This window comes from Micromonospora sp. NPDC049203 (assembly GCF_043197215.1).
Lineage (GTDB): Bacteria > Actinomycetota > Actinomycetes > Mycobacteriales > Micromonosporaceae > Micromonospora.
In genome coordinates, this window is sequence record NZ_JBICSV010000002.1 from 722186 (window position 1) to 741242 (window position 19057).

General features: G+C 73.4%; 16 protein-coding genes. 7 read left to right on the forward strand and 9 right to left on the reverse strand.

All coding sequences use genetic code 11. The annotated features are described in order from the left end of the window. Nucleotides 1-285 precede the first annotated feature (285 nt). The 3 genes from ACGFIA_RS07675 (at nt 286) to ACGFIA_RS07685 (ending at nt 2400) form a co-directional block, all read left to right on the forward strand. Nucleotides 286-1035, forward strand: coding sequence for a TetR/AcrR family transcriptional regulator (locus ACGFIA_RS07675; protein WP_357388050.1), 750 nt, complete (start codon nt 286-288; stop codon nt 1033-1035). 182 nt (nt 1036-1217) lie between these two features. Next, nucleotides 1218-1847, forward strand: coding sequence for a DUF6230 family protein (locus tag ACGFIA_RS07680; RefSeq protein ID WP_357388048.1), 630 nt, complete (start codon nt 1218-1220; stop codon nt 1845-1847). A 1-nt stretch (nt 1848) separates the two neighbouring features. Then, nucleotides 1849-2400, forward strand: a complete 552-nt coding sequence (locus tag ACGFIA_RS07685) for a DUF6114 domain-containing protein (RefSeq protein WP_357477029.1) — start codon at nt 1849-1851, stop codon at nt 2398-2400. Between the two features lies 1 nt (nt 2401). Here ACGFIA_RS07685 and murD read toward each other — a convergent pair whose 3' ends face one another. Continuing rightward, nucleotides 2402-3748 (reverse strand): UDP-N-acetylmuramoyl-L-alanine--D-glutamate ligase, encoded by a 1347-nt coding sequence (gene murD, locus ACGFIA_RS07690; protein WP_357477026.1) that lies wholly within the window; start codon nt 3746-3748, stop codon nt 2402-2404. An 87-nt stretch (nt 3749-3835) separates the two neighbouring features. Between murD and ACGFIA_RS07695 the strand changes: the two genes are divergently transcribed. Then, nucleotides 3836-5185 carry a hypothetical protein gene (locus ACGFIA_RS07695; protein ID WP_357477023.1) on the forward strand — a complete coding sequence of 450 codons (1350 nt, stop codon included), beginning with the start codon at nt 3836-3838 and terminating at the stop codon, nt 5183-5185. 138 nt (nt 5186-5323) lie between these two features. On the opposite strand, the gene ACGFIA_RS07700 is transcribed toward ACGFIA_RS07695, so the two are convergent. From ACGFIA_RS07700 to ACGFIA_RS07710, 3 genes are all read right to left on the reverse strand, one after another. Further along, on the reverse strand, nt 5324-7120 hold the full coding sequence (locus ACGFIA_RS07700; protein ID WP_357477020.1) for a PucR family transcriptional regulator: 1797 nt from the start codon (nt 7118-7120) through the stop codon (nt 5324-5326). Between the two features lie 101 nt (nt 7121-7221). Continuing rightward, complete coding sequence (gene argG, locus ACGFIA_RS07705; RefSeq protein ID WP_357477017.1) at nt 7222-8673, reverse strand: argininosuccinate synthase; 1452 nt, start codon at nt 8671-8673, stop codon at nt 7222-7224. Nucleotides 8674-8718: 45 nt separating this feature from the next. Next, a complete protein-coding gene (locus ACGFIA_RS07710; RefSeq protein WP_393259120.1) occupies nt 8719-9648 on the reverse strand; it encodes a TrmH family RNA methyltransferase in 930 nt (309 codons plus the stop codon). Here ACGFIA_RS07710 and ACGFIA_RS07715 point away from each other — a divergent pair. Further along, entirely contained in the window at nt 9634-11466 is a 1833-nt protein-coding gene (locus tag ACGFIA_RS07715) for a thiamine pyrophosphate-requiring protein (protein ID WP_357388038.1), read from the forward strand. The genes ACGFIA_RS07710 and ACGFIA_RS07715 overlap by 15 nt on opposite strands. Nucleotides 11467-11470: 4 nt before the next feature. On the opposite strand, the gene ACGFIA_RS07720 is transcribed toward ACGFIA_RS07715, so the two are convergent. Continuing rightward, nucleotides 11471-12031, reverse strand: a complete 561-nt coding sequence (locus tag ACGFIA_RS07720) for a dihydrofolate reductase family protein (RefSeq protein ID WP_357388036.1) — start codon at nt 12029-12031, stop codon at nt 11471-11473. Nucleotides 12032-12143: 112 nt separating this feature from the next. On the opposite strand from ACGFIA_RS07720, the gene ACGFIA_RS07725 reads away from it, so the two are divergent. Further along, nucleotides 12144-12800 carry a thymidylate kinase gene (locus ACGFIA_RS07725; RefSeq protein ID WP_393259123.1) on the forward strand — a complete coding sequence of 219 codons (657 nt, stop codon included), beginning with the start codon at nt 12144-12146 and terminating at the stop codon, nt 12798-12800. Nucleotides 12801-12814: 14 nt separating this feature from the next. Here ACGFIA_RS07725 and ACGFIA_RS07730 read toward each other — a convergent pair whose 3' ends face one another. The 4 genes from ACGFIA_RS07730 to ACGFIA_RS07745 form a co-directional block, all read right to left on the reverse strand. Continuing rightward, a complete protein-coding gene (locus ACGFIA_RS07730; RefSeq protein ID WP_357472546.1) occupies nt 12815-15019 on the reverse strand; it encodes a transglycosylase domain-containing protein in 2205 nt (734 codons plus the stop codon). Between the two features lie 91 nt (nt 15020-15110). Next, nucleotides 15111-15914, reverse strand: a complete 804-nt coding sequence (locus ACGFIA_RS07735; protein WP_357388030.1) for a hypothetical protein — start codon at nt 15912-15914, stop codon at nt 15111-15113. Nucleotides 15915-16040: 126 nt separating this feature from the next. Beyond that, nucleotides 16041-17147, reverse strand: a complete 1107-nt coding sequence (locus tag ACGFIA_RS07740; RefSeq protein WP_357388028.1) for an SPFH domain-containing protein — start codon at nt 17145-17147, stop codon at nt 16041-16043. Nucleotides 17148-17152: 5 nt separating this feature from the next. Beyond that, entirely contained in the window at nt 17153-17626 is a 474-nt protein-coding gene (locus tag ACGFIA_RS07745; RefSeq protein ID WP_357388026.1) for an NfeD family protein, read from the reverse strand. A 98-nt stretch (nt 17627-17724) separates the two neighbouring features. Here ACGFIA_RS07745 and ACGFIA_RS07750 point away from each other — a divergent pair, with 98 nt between their 5' ends. Continuing rightward, complete coding sequence (locus ACGFIA_RS07750) at nt 17725-19035, forward strand: serine hydrolase domain-containing protein (RefSeq protein ID WP_393259126.1); 1311 nt, start codon at nt 17725-17727, stop codon at nt 19033-19035. The last annotated feature ends 22 nt before the right edge of the window (nt 19036-19057 follow it).

Here is a 19057-nt window from a genome sequence, read left to right on the forward strand (position 1 = left end):
GGATGCGGCGGCCGGGATCGGGCCGCCGATGGTGGTGGTGCGCCGTCGCGGCCTCAGCGGGCCGGGCGGCGTGGCGCAGTGCGGCGTCGCCGCGTCACCTGGGTCTCTCCGGCCTTGGGGGGACGGGTCCGCGCGGCGATAATGGCAGCCATCCGGCCCTCCTTCGACGCGTACGGGGTGACCGACGAGAAGTGATCACCAGCGGTGACGAGGCGCAAACTGAGCGTGTCGAAAGTTATAAACCTCGGAGGGTCGTAAAGTCAACGAATCAAGAAAGGTCGATGAGTGACAGTGCCGAGCCCGCCGCCGCCGGCGCCCGCGCCACTGCCGGGCGCCCGCCACGGCCGCGACCCGGATCGCGCCATCAAGCGCGGTCCGCGCCGCGTGCCGGCCGAGGAGGTGGCGGCGACCCAGCGCGACCGCCTCTTCGACGGGCTGGTCCGGGAGGTCGCCACCCGGGGGTACGACAACGCGCGGGTCAGCGACATCTGCCACGCCGCCGGGGTCACCCGGCCCGCCTTCTACGCGCTGTTCAACGGCAAGCAGGACGCGTTCCTGGCCGCGTACCGGCACGGGATCGCCGTGGTCTCGCACCTGATGGAGGACGCCTACCGCGACGCGGGACCGGACTGGCCGCAGGCCGCCCGGGCAGCGCTGCGCACGCTGCTCGACGTGCTGGCGAGTGTGCCCGCCTTCGCCCGGATGGCGCTCGTCGAGGTGGACGCGGCCGGCCCGGACGCCCGCCGGGAGCGCGACGCGCTGCTGCACAGCTTCCGCCGGTTCTTCGCCGACGCCGGGCCGGCACCCGCCGAGGTGGACCGGGAGGCACTGCTGTCCACAGTGGTCGGCGGCATACACGCCACCATCCGGGAGCGGGTGGCGCAGGGGCGGGCCGACGAGCTACCGCTGCTGCTGCCGGCGCTCACGTACGCGGCGACCGCGCCGTTCCTCGGCCCCGGAGAGGCGAGCCGCGTGGCCCGGGTGGCCCGGACGGACGACGGTCCGGCCGCCACCGCGCCCTGCGTTCAGCCCTGAGCGGTGGAAAACCGCAGCGGTTTTTCACTTTGGCCGCTTTTGGCAAATGCCGCCCAACCATCTGCTACAGACAGTTGACCGCATCTTTACTCAGCGGTAACTTCGGCCTGCGCCCTCGGCGCGCACATCTTGCGAATCCCACTCGCATCGTCGCGAATGAATTGATCTCGAAAGGGGCCGGCATGTCGGAGCAGATCGAGCAGATCGAGACCGATCAACCGCGGAGTGGCGTGCGCTGGCGCCGGTTCGCCGTCACGCTCGGCGCCGTGGCGGCCGGCGCGGCCGGCATGGTGGTGCTGACCGCGCAGGGTGTGCTCGGCGCGCAGTTCGCCATCTCGGGCATGCCGTTCACGGTCACCGCCGACAAGCTGGAGGGCACCGGCTTCGAGCAGTTCGCCACGCTCGACCAGATGATCCCGGACAGCCCCAACCAGGGCGACACCGGCGGGCAGGTACTCGTGATCGTCTCGGCCATCGACAAGGCCGAACTGACGAATCTCTGCCAGAGCATCAACCTGGGCGGGACGAATCTGCGGATCACCGCCGGCAATTCCGGAAAGCCGGTGACCGCCCGCACGCTCGTGGTCGACGGCGACGAGGTCGCCGGTAACGCCTCCTTCAAGAACATCGACGTGGGCCAGGACGCCAGCACCGTCGACAAGGTCCCCGGGGTCAAGGGCAACCCGGGTGTGTTCGCCCAGCAGGCCGACAGCGTGACCATCACCAACCTGCGGCAGAACAACTACGCCACCACGGCCGCCGTGTTCACCCTGCCCAACCTGCGCATGGGCTTCAGCTCCGAAGGGTGCTGAGGTGAGCGCGGGACAGCACTCGGCGCCCGCCGCCGGCGTACGCACACGCTGGCGGCGCTGGCGCCGGGCCCGGCCGTTCACCGCCGGGCTGCTCATCGCGCTCGGTGGCGCGGAGATGCTCGTGACACTGCGCGCGCCGCTCGGGGTGCTGCTGCACGTCGGGCCGCAGGGGCTGGCCGCGTACCTGGTCCCCCTCGTCCTGGTCATCTGCGGCGTACTGCTGATCACCACGCCGCAGCAACGCGTCTTCTACGCGGTGGTCTCCCTCGTGCTCGGGCTGGTCTCCTGGCTCACCTCGAACCTGGGCGGCTTCCTGATCGGCATGCTGCTGGCGCTCGTCGGCGGCGCGCTCGCGTTCGCCTGGACGCCGGTCAAGCGACGGGCGACACACGCCGGCCCGGCGACGGCGCCCGCCGCGACTGACACGGTGCCCATTGAGACGGCGCCCGCGCCGCGCGAGCCGGTGGACAGTGCGGCACCCACCGAGTCGCTCGACGCGCTCCTGTCGGCCGAGCCGGGGCCGCCGGGGAACGCCCGGGCCGACCGCGGCTGACTCAGCGGGCGGTGTCGGCGACCGCCTGCGCGAACACCTCGGAGCGGTGCTCGAAGTTGCGGAACCGGCCGTAGCTCGGCGCGGCCGGGGACAGCAGCACCACCCCGCCGGCCGGGGTGAGATCGCGGGACAGCCCGACGGCGGCGACGAGGTCGTCGGCCAGCTCGGTACGCACCGACGGCAAGCCGGACAGCGCCTCCACGATGCGGGGGCCGCTGTCCGGCACGCCGATCACGGTGATCTCCCGGCCGGCCAGGTGGGCACGCAGCGGGCTGTAGTCCAGCCCCCGGTCGGCGCCGCCGACGATCACGGTCAACGGCCGCCCCTCGTACGCGTCGATCGCGTGCATGGCCGCGTACGGGCTGGTGGCGAGCGTGTCGTCGACGAAGGTGAGCCCGGACGGGTCGGCGATCTCGGTGAGCCGGTGCGCCAGGCCCTGGAACTCGGCCACCGCCACGGCGAGGCTGTCCTTGCGCGCCACCACGTCGACGCCGAGCGCCTCCAGCACGGCGAGCGCGACGCAGAGGTTGCCCTCGTTGTGCCGCCCGACCAGCGGCAGCACCGCGCGCGGGAACAGCGGCGTGTCCCGCAGGTGGAACCACCGCGTGCCGTCCGGCCCGGTGGCGACGTGCGTGGTGTCCGGCGTGCCGGCCCGGATCGCGGCCCGGTCACCCAGCTCCGCCGTCAGGCGCGGGTCGGCGCCGTTGACGACCACGGCGTGCGGGCCGTGCGCGATCAGGTTCAGCTTGTCCCGGTAGTACTCCCGCTCGCCGCCGTGCGCGTCCAGGTGCTCGGGGAACAGCGCTGTCACCACCGCCACCCGCGGCGAGTCGGTCAGGTCGGAGCACTGGTAGCTGGACAGCTCCAGCACGTACAGCTCCGCCTCGGGCAGGTCCAGCAACGGCACCCCGATGTTGCCGCCGAACACGTTCGGCCGGTCCATCGCGGTGAGCAGGTGACTGATCAGGCTGGACGTGGTGCTCTTGCCCTTGCTGCCGGTCACCCCCACGGTCCGGTCCGCGTGGTCGGCCATCCACAGCGCGCTGCCCTGCGTGACGAGCACGGACCGGCGGCGCAGCTCCACCATCCACGGGTGGGTGTTCGGCACACCCGGCGAGCGGACCACCACGTCGGCGGCGGCCAGGCGCGCGAAGCCCTCCTCGCCGGTGACGAGCGGCGCCGCGGCGGCGAGCGGACCGTCCCAGGGCAGCGTGAGGAAGTTCGCGCTGTCGTCGACGACGACCAGGCCGGCCGGCCCGTGCGCGGCGATCGCGGTCACCGCGGCCCGGCCCTCGCGGCCGGCGCCCCAGACGGCGACATGACGTCCGCGCAGATCAGACAGGCGCACGGGCTCTCCTCGGACTCGGTCGACGCACGGCGGGCAGGGTCCGGCCCAGCCGGACACGGCCGGACGAACCAGGGCCTAGTATGGCGTGTGCCCAACGAGCAGCTGCGGCGGATGGACGCCTTCACGTTCCCGTCCTACTCGATCGACTTCGCCACCGGCGAGGTCCTGTTCGACTACGCCCTGACCGGTCCCGACGGCGAGCAGCGATTCACCGAGGTGATCACGCTTCCGCTGCCGGCCGAGCCGGTCACCGACGCCACGGCGGCCACCCTGGCCCGGGTGCTGGAGCTGCTGCACGTGGTGGCCGGCGTCAGCTACTACAAGGCCGCCGCGCCGCCCCGGCTGGTGCTGCCGGCACCGCTGGGCGCCGCCGCCGTCGAGCTGGTCACCGCCGTCTACACAAAGGGCCTCGCCGAGTACGCGTACCGCAACGAGCTGCCGCACGTGCTGGAACTGCGTCCCGAGGTGCCGTCCGGCGCCGTGGATCCGGCAGTGCCGGTGGACAACTCCGACCGCCGTCCGCTGTCCGCGGTGGGCGGCGGCAAGGACTCCATCGTCACGCTGGAGGCGCTGCGCCGTGCCGGCCTCGACCCGGTGCCGTTCTCGGTCAACCCGAACCACGTGATCGTGTCGGTGAACGAGGCGTCGGACCTGGTGCCGCTCGCCGCCCGGCGACGGCTGGACCCGGTGCTGTTCGAGCTGAACGCGGCCGGCGCGCGCAACGGGCACATCCCGGTCACCGCGATCAACTCGCTGATCGCGGTGGCCACCGCCGTCCTGCACGGGCTCGGCCCGGTGGTGATGTCGAACGAGCGTTCCGCGTCCGACCCGAACCTGATCTGGAACGGCCACGAGATCAACCACCAGTGGTCGAAGGGCGTCGAGGCGGAAGGGCTGCTGCGCGCCGCGCTGGCCGAGCACGCCGGGCTCACCGAGCCGTACTTCTCGTTGCTGCGCTCCCTGTCCGAGCTGCACATCGCCCGTCTCTTCGCCGAGATCGACAGGTACGACGCGGTGGTGACGAGCTGCAACGCCGCGTTCAAGCTGCGCGACGCGACCGAGCGCTGGTGCCGCGACTGCCCGAAGTGCCGGTTCGTGTTCCTGGCCATGGCGCCGTTCATGCCGCGCGAGCGGCTGACCGGCATTTTCGGCGGCGACCTGCTGGCCGACGAGTCCCAGGTCCCCGGCTACCGGGAGCTGCTCGGCATCGACGGGCACAAGCCGTTCGAGTGCGTGGGCGAGGTGGAGGAGTCGGTGGTCGCGCTGAGCCTGCTCGCCCAGCAGGACCAGTGGCGTGACGCCCCGGTGGTACGCGCCCTGGTGGCGGCGCTGCCCGACGCCGCCTGGCAGGCGGCCGCGACCTCCGACGTGTTCACCCCCGGCGGCGACAACTACGTCCCCGCCCTGTACGCCAAAACCCTCACCGCCCTGACCTGACCCCTCCCCCTCCCACCCACCCCGCTCCACCCAGCCGCGTCGATCATGAGGTTGGACCGGCGGTTTGTCCGGGATCGGCACCGTCAACTTCATGATCGACGCGGGCAGGCCCGGTGGGGACGAGGAGGGCGGGCGGGGTCAGGGGGTGCGGATGGCGTCCAGGGCCAGCAGGGCGACGTGCAGGGACAGGCACCTGTCGACCGAGTCGAGGTCGGCGTCGAGGATGCGGCCGATACGGGCCAGCCGCTCGTAGAACGCCGGCCGGGACAGGTGCGCGGCAGCCGCCGCAGCCGACTTGTTGCGCCCCTGCTCCAGGTACGCCCGCAGGGTGCCCAGCAACTGCTCCCGCGGATGCCGGGCGTCGTGGGCGAGCAGTGGCCCGAGTTCACGCTCGACGAACGTCTGCAACCGGGGCTCGTCACGCAGCAGGTGCAGCAGCCCGGCCAGCCCGACGTGCGGCAGCCGGTAGCAGGGCAGATCCCGGGGATCCCGCCGGGCCGCCTCGGCGACCTGCCGCGCCTCGATCAGCGACCGGCGTGCCTCGCGCAGGCTGCCCACGCCGGACCCGGCCGCCACCACGATCGCCGCCCGGGGCGGCGCGTCGACGGGCCGCCCGTTCCCGGACGCCACAGCCCTACCGCCGGGCCGGTCGGTAGCGTCGGCCGGTCGAGCCGAGCGGGCGGCGGGGACGGCGTCGAGGCGTACCCGGCGCAACGCCGTGGCGAACGCGGCGAGGGCCTTCTCCTCGGCGGCCGGGTCGGGCAGCGCCAGCAGCGCGCCGACCGCCTGGTCGTCGAGCGGGCTGGTCAGCGCGGTGAGCTTGGCGTCCCGGACGGCCTGGCTGACCGCCTCGGCGAGGTCGCGCAGGCGGGCCGGGCCGGCCTGCGGACCTTCGGCGTCGGTGTCGCGGCGCGTGCCGCGCCGGGCGGGGGTGGCCTCGTCGTCGGGGGCGCCCGGATCACCGGCGAGTTCGTCGGCGCGGTGCCGGACCACGACGCCGACCAGGTGCCGTCGGTCCAGAACGACGCCGAGCGCCTTGGCCCGCAGCGCCACCTCGTCCACCGGGCGGGTGTGGTCGATCAGGGCGGTCAGCAGCGTGCGGTGGATCTGTCGTTCCAGGCCCTCGGCGTCGCGCCGGATCAGCCGGCCCAGGGCCAGCGTGGAGGCGGCCCGCTCGATCAGGATGGTCAGCCGGGTCGGCGGGGGCGACTCGGTCGCCGGCCAGCGCAGCAGCAGCCGTCCCCAGTCCTGTCCCCGCGCGCCGACGGTGGTGACCAGCCAGCCACTGTCCGGGTCGTACGCGGTCCGCCCGGGCGGGCGGATCTGCCGCGAGTGCCGCTCCCAGCCGTCCAGCAGCAGTTCGGCATTCTCCCCCGCCGGGTCGTACGCGAGCACCTGCCGGGAGAGGTTCTCCAGCACCATCGGGCAGCCGGCCAGCTCGGCGGCCTGCCGCAGCACCTCGGCCGGCTCGGCACCCTCCACCGACAGCTCGGTGAACCGCTGGTGGATCTCCTCGGTGGCGCGCAGCTCGGTGAGCTGGGCGTCCACGATCAGCGCGTGCACCGCCTCGGTGATCCGGACGAACGGGGTGCCCCGGCGCAGCTCGATCAGGGGCAGGCCGCGGCGTTCGGCGGCGGCGGCCATCACCCGGGGCACTCCGGTGAGGTAGCGGCGGCCCAGCTCGACCACCAGCCCGGAGGCGCCGACGTCGGCCAGGGTGCCGATGAACTCGCGGAGACCGGCGTCGTCGGCCGGCAGCCCGATCCCGGTGGTCAGGACGAGTTCCCCGCCGCCGAGCAGGGTGGCGATGTCCGGCACCTCGGCGATGTGCACCCAGCGCACCGACCGGTCCAGTCCGGCGTTCCCGGCGACCAGGCGGGGCGCGCCGTGACGCACGGGCACCAGGTCCAGCACCTCACGCACGGTAGGGAACACGGGCGATACGCTACCCTGCGTCACCACCGTCGCCGAAAGCCACACCGCCCGCCGGCCCACCGGAGAGGCGGGACCGGCGGGCGGTCAGACACAAGCGGCGGTCAGTCGACGCCGAACTCCATCGCGGCGCGGTCGAGCGCCTCGTCCTCGGCGGTGGGCACGCCCCGGGACGCGATGGCCTCCGCGCCGCCCTGCGGCATGGCGCCGATCAGCCCGGTCGAGGCCGCCTGGGCGGCGCCGACGACCCGCTGCGGGGTGCCGCCGCCGACCATGCCGACGGAGGCGTACTGCTCCAGCTTGGCCCGCGAGTCGGCGATGTCGAGGTTGCGCATGGTGAGCTGGCCGATCCGGTCGGCCGGGCCGAACGCCGAGTCCTGGGTGCGCTCCATCGACAGCTTGTCCGGGTGGTAGCTGAACGCCGGGCCGGTGGTGTCCAGGATCGAGTAGTCCTCGCCCCGGCGCAGCCGCAGCGTGACCTCGCCGGTGACCGCCGTGCCGACCCAGCGCTGCAACGACTCGCGCAGCATCAGCGCCTGCGGGTCCAGCCAGCGGCCCTCGTACATGAGGCGGCCGAGGCGCCGGCCCTCGTTGTGGTAGTTCGCCAGCGTGTCCTCGTTGTGGATGGCGTTGACGAGCCGCTCGTACGCGGCGTGCAGCAGCGCCATGCCGGGCGCCTCGTAGATGCCCCGGCTCTTGGCCTCGATGATCCGGTTCTCGATCTGGTCGGACATGCCCAGGCCGTGCCGGCCGCCGATGGCGTTGGCCTCCAGCACCAGGTCGACGGCGCTGCCGAACTCCTTGCCGTTGATCGTCACCGGGCGGCCCTGGTCGAAGCCGATGGTGACGTCCTCGGCAGGGATCTCCACGGACGGGTCCCAGAACTTGACGCCCATGATCGGCTCGACCGTCTCGATGCCGGTGTCCAGGTGTTCGAGCGTCTTGGCCTCGTGCGTGGCGCCCCAGATGTTGGCGTCGGTGGAGTACGCCTTCTCGGTGCTGTCCCGGTAGGGCAGGCCGCGCTCCAGCAGCCACTCCGACATCTCGGTGCGCCCGCCCAGCTCGGTGACGAAGGCGGTGTCCAGCCACGGCTTGTAGATCCGCAGCTGCGGGTTGGCCAGCAGGCCGTACCGGTAGAACCGCTCGATGTCGTTGCCCTTGAACGTCGAGCCGTCGCCCCAGATCTGCACGTCGTCGGCGATCATCGCGCGCACCAGCAGCGTGCCGGTGACGGCGCGGCCCAGCGGCGTGGTGTTGAAGTAGGCCCGCCCGCCGGAGCGGATGTGGAAGGCGCCGCAGGTGAGCGCCGCCAGCCCTTCCTCGACCAGGGCGGCGCGGCAGTCGACCAGGCGGGCGACCTCGGCGCCGTAGCTGAGCGCGCGGCCGGGCACCGAGGCGATGTCGGGCTCGTCGTACTGGCCGATGTCGGCGGTGTAGGCGCAGGGGACGGCACCCTTGTCGCGCATCCACGCGACGGCTACCGAGGTGTCGAGGCCGCCGGAGAAGGCGATGCCGACACGTTCGCCGATGGGCAGGGAGGTGAGAACCTTGGACACAAGGAAGATTATGCACGGTCTCGCATGGTCATGCAAGCCCGTTGGTCAGAGCGCGTCCTCGCGTCCCAGCTCCCAGAACGCCACCGCCGCCGCGGCGGCCACGTTCAGCGAGTCCACGCCGCGCCGCATCGGGATCACCACCCGCACGTCACTGGCCGCCTGCGCCGCCGCGGTCAGGCCGGGCCCCTCCGCGCCCAGCAGCAGCGCCGCCCGCTCCCGCTGCGCCGGGGTCAGCCGCTGCATCGGTACGGCATCAGGCGCCGGTGTCATCGCGAGCACCGTGAAACCGGCCGCCCGGACCTGGTCCAGCCCTTCGGGCCAGCTGTCGAGCTTGGCGTACGGCACCGCGAACACCTCGCCCATGCTGACCCGTACGCTGCGCCGGTAGAGCGGGTCGGCGCAGGTGGGCGACAGCAGCACCGCGTCGACGCCGAGCGCGGCGGCGCCCCGGAAGATCGCGCCCAGGTTGGTGTGGTTGTTCACGTCCTCCAGGACCACCACCCGCCGGGCGGCGGCCAGCACCTCGTCGGCCGGGCGCAGCGGCTTGCGGTGGAACGACGCGAGCACGCCCCGGTGCACGTGGAAGCCGGTGGCGCGCTGGAGCACGTCCGGCGTGGCCGCGTACACCGGCGTGTCGCCGGTGTCCAGGTCGGCGAGCTGGTCGACCCGCTTGGCGTCGACCAGGTACGACCGGGCCGGGTAACCGGCCCGCAGCGCCCGCCGCAGCACCAGCTCCCCCTCGGCGATGAACAGCCCGTGCGGCGGTTCCCAGCGGGTACGCAGCTCCACGTCGGTGAGCGCGCGGTAGTCGGCGATCCGGTCGTCGTCGGGGTCGGTGATCTCGTGGACGGGCACCAGGCGATTCTGCCCGGCCCACCCGGCCGCCCCGGCACGGGCCGGGTTTCCGCCGCCCCGGGCGGGGAAGCAAGCCGGGAGGTCGACGCGACGGAGGGGACCACGATGGGCGCGGATCACGACGGCAACCTCCCCCGCGACGCCACCGTCGCCGACTACCTGGTGGCCCGGCTCGCCCAGTGGGGCGTGCACCGCTACTACGGCTACCCGGGCGACGGGATCAACGGCATGACCTCGGCGCTGCAACGCGCCGAGGGACGGGCCCGGTTCATCCAGGTACGGCACGAGGAGACCGCCGGATTCGCGGCCGGCGCGCACGTCAAGTACGGCGGCGGTCCGCTCGGCTGCGTGGTGGTGACCAGCGGCCCGGGCGCGATCCACGCCCTCAACGGCCTCTACGACGCGAAACTCGACCACCAGCCGGTGGTGGCGCTGCTCGGGCACACCGCGCTGCCCGCCGAGGGCGGCGGCTACTACCAGGAGGTGGACCTGCTCGCGCTCTACAAGGACGTGGCGTCGGCCTTCCTGGCCCAGCTCGACGACCCGTCCCAGGCCCGGCACCTGGTCGACCGGGCCTGCCGCACGGCACTGGCCCGGCGTACCGTGACCGCCCTGGTCCTCCCCTCCGACGTGCAGGACCTGCCGGCGGTGCCCGACCCGCCGCACGCGCACGGCTACTACCACACCAGCGTGGTGCCGAGCAGCGAGCCGACGGTGCCGCCGGAGGCCGGCGTGCGCCGCGCGGCCGAGGTGCTGCGCGGCGGCGAGCGCGTGGCGATGCTCGTCGGGCAGGGCGCGCTCGGCGCCGAGGACGAGGTACGCCGGATCGCCGACCGGCTCGGCGCCGGCGTCACCACAGCGCTGCTCGGCTTCACCGCCGTCGACCACCGGCAGCCCTGGGTGACCGGCGCGATCGGCCTGCTCGGCACCCGCCCGAGCTGGCAGCTCATGCGCGAGTGCGACAGGCTGCTGATCGTCGGCAGCCAGATGCCGTACTCGGAGTTCTACCCGCCGGAGGGTCAGGCGCGGGCGGTGCAGATCGACATCGACGGCACCCGGATGGGGCTGCGCTACCCGACCGAGGTGAACCTGACCGGCGACGCCGCGCCGACGCTGCGCGCGCTGCTCAAGGAGCTGGGCCCGGGGCCGGGCCCGACCGCCTGGCGGGCCACCCTCGCCGACGCCACCGGCAAGTGGCGGGCCGCGCAACGCGAGGTCGCCGCCCAGCCGGCCGACCCGGTCAACCCGCAGTCGCTGTTCACCACGCTCGACGACGCGCTGCCGGACGACGCCATGCTGGCGGTGGACTGCGGCACCGTCACCGCCTGGTACGCCCGGCACGTACGGGTCCGCCCCGGCATGCTGGCCAGCCTCTCCGGCACGCTGCTGTCCATGGGCGGCGGGATGCCGTACGCGCTGGCGGCGAAGTTCGCCCACCCGGACCGGCCGGTGATCGCGCTGCTCGGCGACGGGGCGATGCAGATGAACGGCGTCAACGAGCTGATCACGGTGGCGAGGTACTGGCGGGAGTGGCCGGACCCCCGGTTCGTGGTGCTCGTGCTCAACAACCGCCAGCTGGCGTTCGTCAGCTGGGAGCAGCGCTCCGGCGAGGGCACGCCGATGTTCCCGGACAGCCAGGACCTGCCGGACGTGGCGTACCACAGGTGGGCCGAGGTGCTGGGTCTCGGCGGTGAGCTGGTCGACTCCCCCGCCGGGGTGGACGGCCTGTGGCAGCGGGTGCTCGACGCGGACCGTCCGGTGGTGGTCAACGCGGTGGTGGACCCGGCCGAGCTGATGCTGCCGCCGCACTTCACCGCCGAGCAGGCCCGCAAGACCGCCGCCGCGGTGCTGCGCGGGGACAGCGACCGGGCCGGCATCGTGCGGCGCGGTGTGCCGGCCGCGCTCGCCACGTACCGGCCCCGCCGCCGGGGCCGCTGAGCCGTCAGGCCCGCGCGTAGCGCAGCAGCACCGACCGTCCGTCGAAGGCGCGCGTCTCGACCAGCCGCAGGTGCTGCCGGGCCAGGCCGGGCAGCACCTGCCGCCCGCCGCCGAGCACCACCGGGTGCACGATCACCTCGTAGGTGTCGACGAGCCCCAGCGCGGCCAGCGCTGTTGCCGCGCCGGTGCCGCCGGTGACCAGCAGGTCGCCGGGGAACCGCTCGCGGACCTGCGCGAACTCCTTCGCCAGGTCGCCGCCGCCGACCACCACGGCGCCGTGGGAAGCCTCGGCGAGCGTGCGGGAGACCACGACCTTCGGGGTACGCCGCCAGACCGGCGCGAACGCCAGGTCGTGCGGGTGGTCGGAGATCGACTCGACCTGCGGCCAGTAGGAGGACATCATCTCCCACACCCGCCGCCCGTAGACGAAGGCGTCGGCCCGCGCGGCCAGCCCGATCGAGTACGCGGACAGCTCCTCCCCCATCTGCGGCCAGTCGAACTCGCCGTCCGGCCCCTCGATGAAGCCGTCGACCGACGTGTGCACCCCGTAGATGACAGTGCCCATGATGTGTTCCTCCGCGTCGCGGCGCGTCCCGGTCTGGCGCGCTCACCGGTGGGTCGGAGCCGCCGGCCCGGACCCGACACGTCGTTGCCCGGGTGCGTTAGCGTCCGGGGCTGTGGCCCGCCCTCTGCTGATCGCGTTGATCGGCGTCGACGGTTCCGGCAAGACCACCCAGGCCAGGGCGCTCGCGGCGCGGCTGGGCGAGCGGGGTGTCCGGGCGCGGTACTTCGAGAACGCCGGTGGGCGGCCGCTGTGGAACCGGCTGGCGCGGGCGCTCGGCCGGCCGGACGGGGTGGCGCTGTTCGGCCGTACCCTCTATCCGGTCCTGGAGGCGACGGTGCGCGCGGTGGCGATGACCCGCACCGTGGCGGTGGCCCGCCTGACCGGCCGGGTGGCGGTGCTGGACCGGTGGACCTGGTGCCAGGACGTGATCATGGCGGCCCGGGGCGACCGGGGACGGCGCGTGGTGCGCGTGGTCTACGCGGTCTTCCCCCGCCCGGCGGTGGTGTGCTTCTTGTCCACCTCGCCGGCGGTGGCCCAGCGGCGGGTGGCAGCGCGCGGCATCGACACCGAGGAGCTGGCGCACCTGCGCGCGCTGGACGCCGCCTACCGGGCGTTGCCGGAGTTCGGCTCGTTCGTCACGCTCGACGGCGACGGCACCCCGGACGAGGTGGCCGCCGCCCTCGACGCGGTGGTGGGCGCCGTCGTGGGCGCGGCGCGGGACGCGGGGCGCGGCGTTAAGAAGGGGCCCTTCCTCAACCGGAGGCGTTAAGAAGGGGCCCCTCCTTACCCGCGGCCGCGCAGCCAGCGCAGCACGTCGGCGGGCAGCTCGCTGTCCTGGCGCTGCTCGCGGCGGTTGTCCGGCTCGGTCCGCCGGGGCGGCTGCGGGCGCTGCGGGTCGCCGACCAGCGCCCGGCTCGGCGCGGTGAAGCCGGCCACCGGCTTGCCGGTGAGCGCCGTCCTGATGGTCCGGGCCACCGCGTCGATCACCTTCGCCTGCACGGCGGAGCCGACCAGGTCGTTGACGTCGTCCGGGTTGGCGGCGATGCCCGCCACCGCGATCTGCGGGGTGTAGCCGACGAACGTCTCCGTGGCGTTCCGCTCCGAGCTGCCGGTCTTGCCGGCCACCGGGCGGCCGACGATCCGGTCGACGGCGGTGGCGGTGCCGCCGTTGCACTGCCCGACCGAGGACTGCTGGCCGACCGGGCAGCGGGCCGCGTCGGTGGCGGCGCGGGCCACGTCCGGTTCGAGCACCCGCTTGCAGGACGGCTGCGCCACGTCGACGGCGTCCCCGTCGGGCGCGGTCACCGAGACCACCGGCAGCGGCGTGCAGTACGTGCCCTCGGCGGCCACAGTGGCGTACGCGTTCGCCAGGTCCAGCGGGGTGGTGGCGGCGACGCCGAGGGTGAAGGCACCCCAGTTCGCGGCGTTGTCGCGGGCGAACGCGGCGTCGGAGTCGGCCCGGAAGGTGATGCCGAGGCGCTGGGCCATCTCCACCACCTTGTCCTCGCCGACCTGCTCGGCGAGCCAGACGAAGTACGTGTTGACGGAACGGCCGAAGCCGTCCCACATCATCCGGTAGCCGTCCATCCACTGCGGGTTGGCGTTGGCCGGGCACCACGTGCCGTCGCAGTTGCCCTCGTCGTCCGAGGCGTACCGGGTGGGCAGCCGGCTCGGGGCGTCGAAGCCGGTGGACAGCGGCTTGCCGGCCTCCAGCGCGGCCAGCATGGTGAACATCTTGAACGTCGAGCCGGCCTGGTAGCCGTCGACGCTGGCGCCGCCGGAGATCAGCGGGTTGACCGTGTTCGGGTGGTTGGCCTGCCCGTCCGGGTTGGCGTCGAGGCTGTAGTGCCGGTTCACCGCCATGGCGAGCACCCGGCCGGTGCCGGGCTCGACCGCGGCGATCGGCAGCGCGCGCTTGTTGCCGTACCCGTAGACCTTCGTGGCCTGCTCCTGCGCGGTCTGCTGGATCGCCGGGTCGAGCGTGGTGACGACCCGGTAGCCGCCCCGGCGCAGCGCCTGCTCCCGCTCCTCGGGGGTGCTGCCGAAGGCCGGCTGGGTGAGCCACCAGCGGCGCAGGTAGTCGCAGAAGAAGCCCCAGTCGTCGTGGCCCTGGGCGGTGGCGGTGCAGCCGTTGGGCTGGGCGGTCGGGCGCAGCGTCAGCGCCTCGGTCTTCGCCGCGGCGGCCTGCTGCGCGGTGATCGCGCCGGTCTCGGCCATCGCGTCGAGCACGTACCCGCGCCGGGCCAGCGCCTGGTCCTTGTCGCCGTCGATCGGGCTGTACGCGTCCGGCGACTGCACCAGGCCGGCGAGCAGCGCCGCCTCGCCCAGCGTCAGGTCGGCCGGGGCCTTGCCGAAGTAGCGCTGGCTGGCGGCGGCGACGCCGTACGCGCCGGAACCGAAGTACGCGATGTTGAGGTAGCGGTTGAGGATCTCGTCCTTGGACAGCGACTGCTCCAGCGCGTTCGCGTACCGGATCTCCTGGAGCTTGCGCCCGACGGTCTGCTCGGTGGCGGCCTGCCGCTCCTCCGGGGTGCGGTTCGGGTCGGTCTTGAGCACGTTGCGGACGTACTGCATGGTCAGCGTGGAGCCGCCCTGCTCGGTGCCGCCGCCGGAGACGTTCGCCACCAGCGCGCGGGCGATGCCGCGCGGGTCCGCGCCGCCGTGCGAGTAGAACCGGCGGTCCTCGGCCGCGATGATCGCCTGCCGCATCACCGGGGCGATCTCGGCCAGCGGCACGTCGGTGCGGTTCACGTCGTAGAACGTGGTGATCAGCGTGGTGCCGTCGTTGGCGTAGAGGTAGGAGCGCTGCGGCTGCACCGGGGTGCGCAGCGCGTCCGGCAGGTCCGCGTACGCGCCCAGCGCCGCCCGGGCGGCGAACCCGCCGAGCAGGCCGCCGGGCAGCGCGGCGACCGCGAGGACGAGCCCGGCGAGCAGGCCGGCCAGCAGCACGGTGAACAGCCGCGACAGCGGCGACCTGGGAGACGGCATGGACGCAAGGATTGCCACCAAAGCCGCCTACCGGCCACCTCGCCAGGCAACTGTCAGTTACCTCACGGCGACCGTTCAGCTGGAGAACCGGTCACCCCGCCCCGAGTGGGCCCTTCGGTGACGCGGGCGGCACGGGTGCGGCGGCGACGCTCGCCGCGGCCGCGTCCCGGGCGATGGTCTCGGGCACCAGCCGGCCACTGCGGTAGCCGATGCCGATGCCCGCGACCAGCACGAAGATCGCACCGAACGTCTGGAGCGAGCCGATCAGCGCGCCGCCCAGGCCGAGCAGCGGGGCGGCGATCATCAGCATGGTCCCGTCGCCGTAGGAGAACATCCCGGACCGGGCGACCGACCAGCCGGTGAGGAACCAGCCGGCGCTGTAGAGGGTGGCGCCGAACAGCACGATGCCGCGCGCGGTCACCCCGAACACCGGCGTCTGCTCGGCCAGCCCGGCGAACGGCAGCATCAGCACCATCCCGCCGATGCTCGCGAGCAGCCCGGCCAGTGCGACGCGGCGGCAGCGGGTGGCGGCGAGCAGGCCGGTCAGCGCGAGCAGGGCGAGCAGCCCGAGCCACACCGCCGCGACCCAGCCGACCAGGTAGAGCGGCCGGCCGTCGGCCGGATACGGGTCGTTGCCCACGCCGCCGTCGCTGGCCATCGCCACCAGGCCGTAGAGGACCGCGTACGCCGGGAGCAGCCAGACCGCCGCGCGGGCGAACCGGCGGATCGACCAGGCCCAGGTCGCGTCGGTGGCCGGCGCCCCCGGGCCCGGCTCGGAGACGAACGGCAGGACCCCGAAACCCCCTCCGGTACGCCGGGAGCCGATCGGTCCGGCGGGGTCGTGCGCGCCGGGGACGGGGGTACGGGAGAACAACCGGTTAGCCGGGTCCTTCATGCCTCACCTCGTTCGCGCCACGGGCGGCCCGGGACGCGCGACGGCGCTCCGGCCCTGCCACCACCAGTCCTCAGACCGATGGTGGCAGCCGCCGGAGCGCCGTATGAGGGATTCTCGGGTTTCCGGTCAGCCCCGCTCGCGCTGGTCCGCCGGGTCGTTCACCAGGCTGGCCGGCGACACCGGCTCCGGCGCGGGCAGGCCCTGCGGGGTGTTACCGCCGGTGGCCTGCGCCTCCGCCACGCGTACCTCGTCGTGGATCTCCTGGGCCGCGATGGCCGCGGCCTGGGCGGCCTCGGCGGCCTCCCGCTCGACCTCGCCGGCGCTCTTGGCGGCCTCCGGCGACGGCTGGTCGCCGACCATGTTCGCGAGCCCGCCCAGCGCGCCGCCCATGCCCTCCAGAGCCCTGGTCAGCTCGGTCGGGACGATCCAGACCTTGTTTGCAGTGCCGTTGGCGATCTGCGGCAGCGCCTGGAGGTATTGGTAGGCCAGCACCTTCTGGCTCGGGTTGGCGGTGTGGATCGCGTCGAAGACGGTACGGATCGCCTTGGCCTGGCCCTCCGCCTGGAGGATCCGGGCCTGCCGGTCACCGTCGGCGCGCAGCACCGCGGCCTGCTTCTCACCCTCGGCGGTGAGGATCTGCGACTGCTTGTGGCCCTCGGCGTTGAGGATCGCGGCACGGCGGTCCCGCTCGGCGCGCATCTGCTTCTCCATCGAGTCGCGGATGCTCGGCGGCGGCTCGATCGCCTTGATCTCGACCCGGGTCACCTTGATGCCCCAGCGACCGGTGGTCTCGTCCAGCACGCCGGACAGGTGCCTGTTGATCTCCTCGCGGCTGGTCAGCGCGCGCTCCAGGTCGAGCGAGCCGATCACGTTACGCAGCGTGGTGACCGTGAGCTGCTCGATGGCCTGGAGGAAGTTGGAGATCTCGTAGGTGGCGCGGACCGAGTCGACCACCTTGAAGTAGAGGACAGTGTCGATCGAGACGACCAGGTTGTCGGAGGTGATCACCGGCTGGGGCGGGAAGCTGACCACCTGCTCGCGCATGTCGACCTTGGTGCGCACCGCGTCGACGAACGGCACCAGCAGGTTGAGGCCCGGGTTCAGCGTGCGCTTGTACTTACCGAGCCGCTCCACCACGTCCTGACGCTGCTGCGGCACGATCCGCACCGCCTTGAACAGCGTCACCACGCCGATCAACGCCACCGCGATCATCAGGATCGCCAGAAACTCCATACCGTTCACCTTTTCGCTTCGGGCAGCTCGCCCGGGGTGGAAATGTCGTCCTGCCACACCAGGGCAGTAGCGCCCCGGACCTTGATCACCTGCACCCGCTCACCCTCGGCGTACGCGCGCGTCGCGTCGTACGAGCGGGCCGTCCACAGCTCACCATCGATCTTGACCATGCCCCGCTCGGCGTCGACCGCCTCCAGGACCACAGCGGTGGCCCCTTCCAGCGCCTCGACCCCGAACGGCTGCTCCCCGGTCTCCAGTGCCGGCCGGGCGTGCCGCCGGACCACCGGACGGGCCACCACCACCGACAGCGCCGACACCACCGCGAAGATCGCCACCTGGAGCGCCACCGGCGCACCGAGCGCCGCGGCGCCGGCGGCGGCGAACGCCCCGACCCCGAACATGATCAGGAAGAGCGTCGTCGTGAAGATCTCGGCGACCGCTAATACCACACCTAGAACGATCCAGAACACGGCGTCCACGAGAACAATCCTGACACGTCAACGCACGTGTCATCGAACTGTCATGATCGCTAGGCTCGGCGCGGCGTACCGCGTCACCCGCCGACGAGGAGGACGACATGCCCCTGCTGCCCGAGACCGCGCGTCAAGTGGACCTGCTGGTCGCCCGGGCCCAGGCCGAGGGGCGGGCGCCCTCGCTCGCCCTCGGCGTGGTCCGCGACGGTCACCTGGCGCACCTGGCGGTGGCCGGTGCGACACCCCCGCCCGACGGCGACCTGCAGTACCGGGTCGGCTCGATCACCAAGACCATGACCGCGGTGCTGGTGATGCAGCAGCGCGACGCCGGCCGGCTGGCGCTCGACGACCCGCTGGACGCCCACCTGCCCGGCACCCCGGTCGGCGCGGTCACCGTGCGCCAGCTGCTCAGCCACGCCGGCGGGCTGCAACGCGAGCCGGACGGCCAGTGGTGGGAGCGGGCCGAGGGCATGGACCTGGACACGCTGCTGGCCGGGCTGACGCCGGGCAAGATCGCCTATCCGCCGCACTTCGTCTACCACTACTCGAACCTGGCGTACGGGCTGCTGGGCGGCCTGCTGGAACGGATCACCGGCACGCCGTGGGCCGACCTGCTCACCGAGCGGCTGCTGGCGCCGCTGGGCCTGCGCCGCACCACGTACCACCCGGCCGAGCCGTACGCCCACGGCTACGTCGTCCACCCCTGGCACGAGACGCTGCGGGAGGAGCCGCGTACCGACACCGGGGCGATGGCGCCGGCCGGGCAACTCTGGTCGACTGTCGAGGACCTGGGCCGCTGGGCGACGTTCCTGGCCGACCCGGACCCGGCGGTGCTCTCCCCCGCCACCCTCACCGAGATGTGCGCCCCGCTGGTGATCAACGACCTCGACTCGTGGACCGGGGGGCACGGCCTCGGCATCGAGCTCTACCGGGTCGGCGACCGCGTGTACGCCGGGCACGGCGGTTCCATGCCCGGCTACGTCGCCGGCCTGGCCGTGCACCGGCCCACCCGGACCGCCGTGGTCAACTTCGCCAACGCGTACGGGATGCGCGGCCACCACATCGGCGCGCTCGGCCGCGAGGCGCTCACGCTGGTGCTGGACGCCGAACCGGCCGCGCCCGCCCCCTGGCACCCGGCCGACCCGCCCGCCGCCGACCTCGCCGCGCTCACCGGCCGCTGGTGGTGGATGGGCGGCGAGTACGAGTTCCGCGTCGACGCCGCCGGGGACCTGGTCGGTGGCCTGGCCGGCAAGCCGCTGCTCCGCTTCACGCCGGAGGGCCCGGACCGGTGGCGCGGCCGTTCCGGCCCCCAGGACGGCGAGATCCTCACCGTGATCCGCGACGGTTCCGGCACCCCGGTAGCCCTCGACATGGCCACCTTCGTCCTGACCCGCTCCCCCGAAGAGTCCCCCTGACCCACCCGCACCCGCCCCCGCC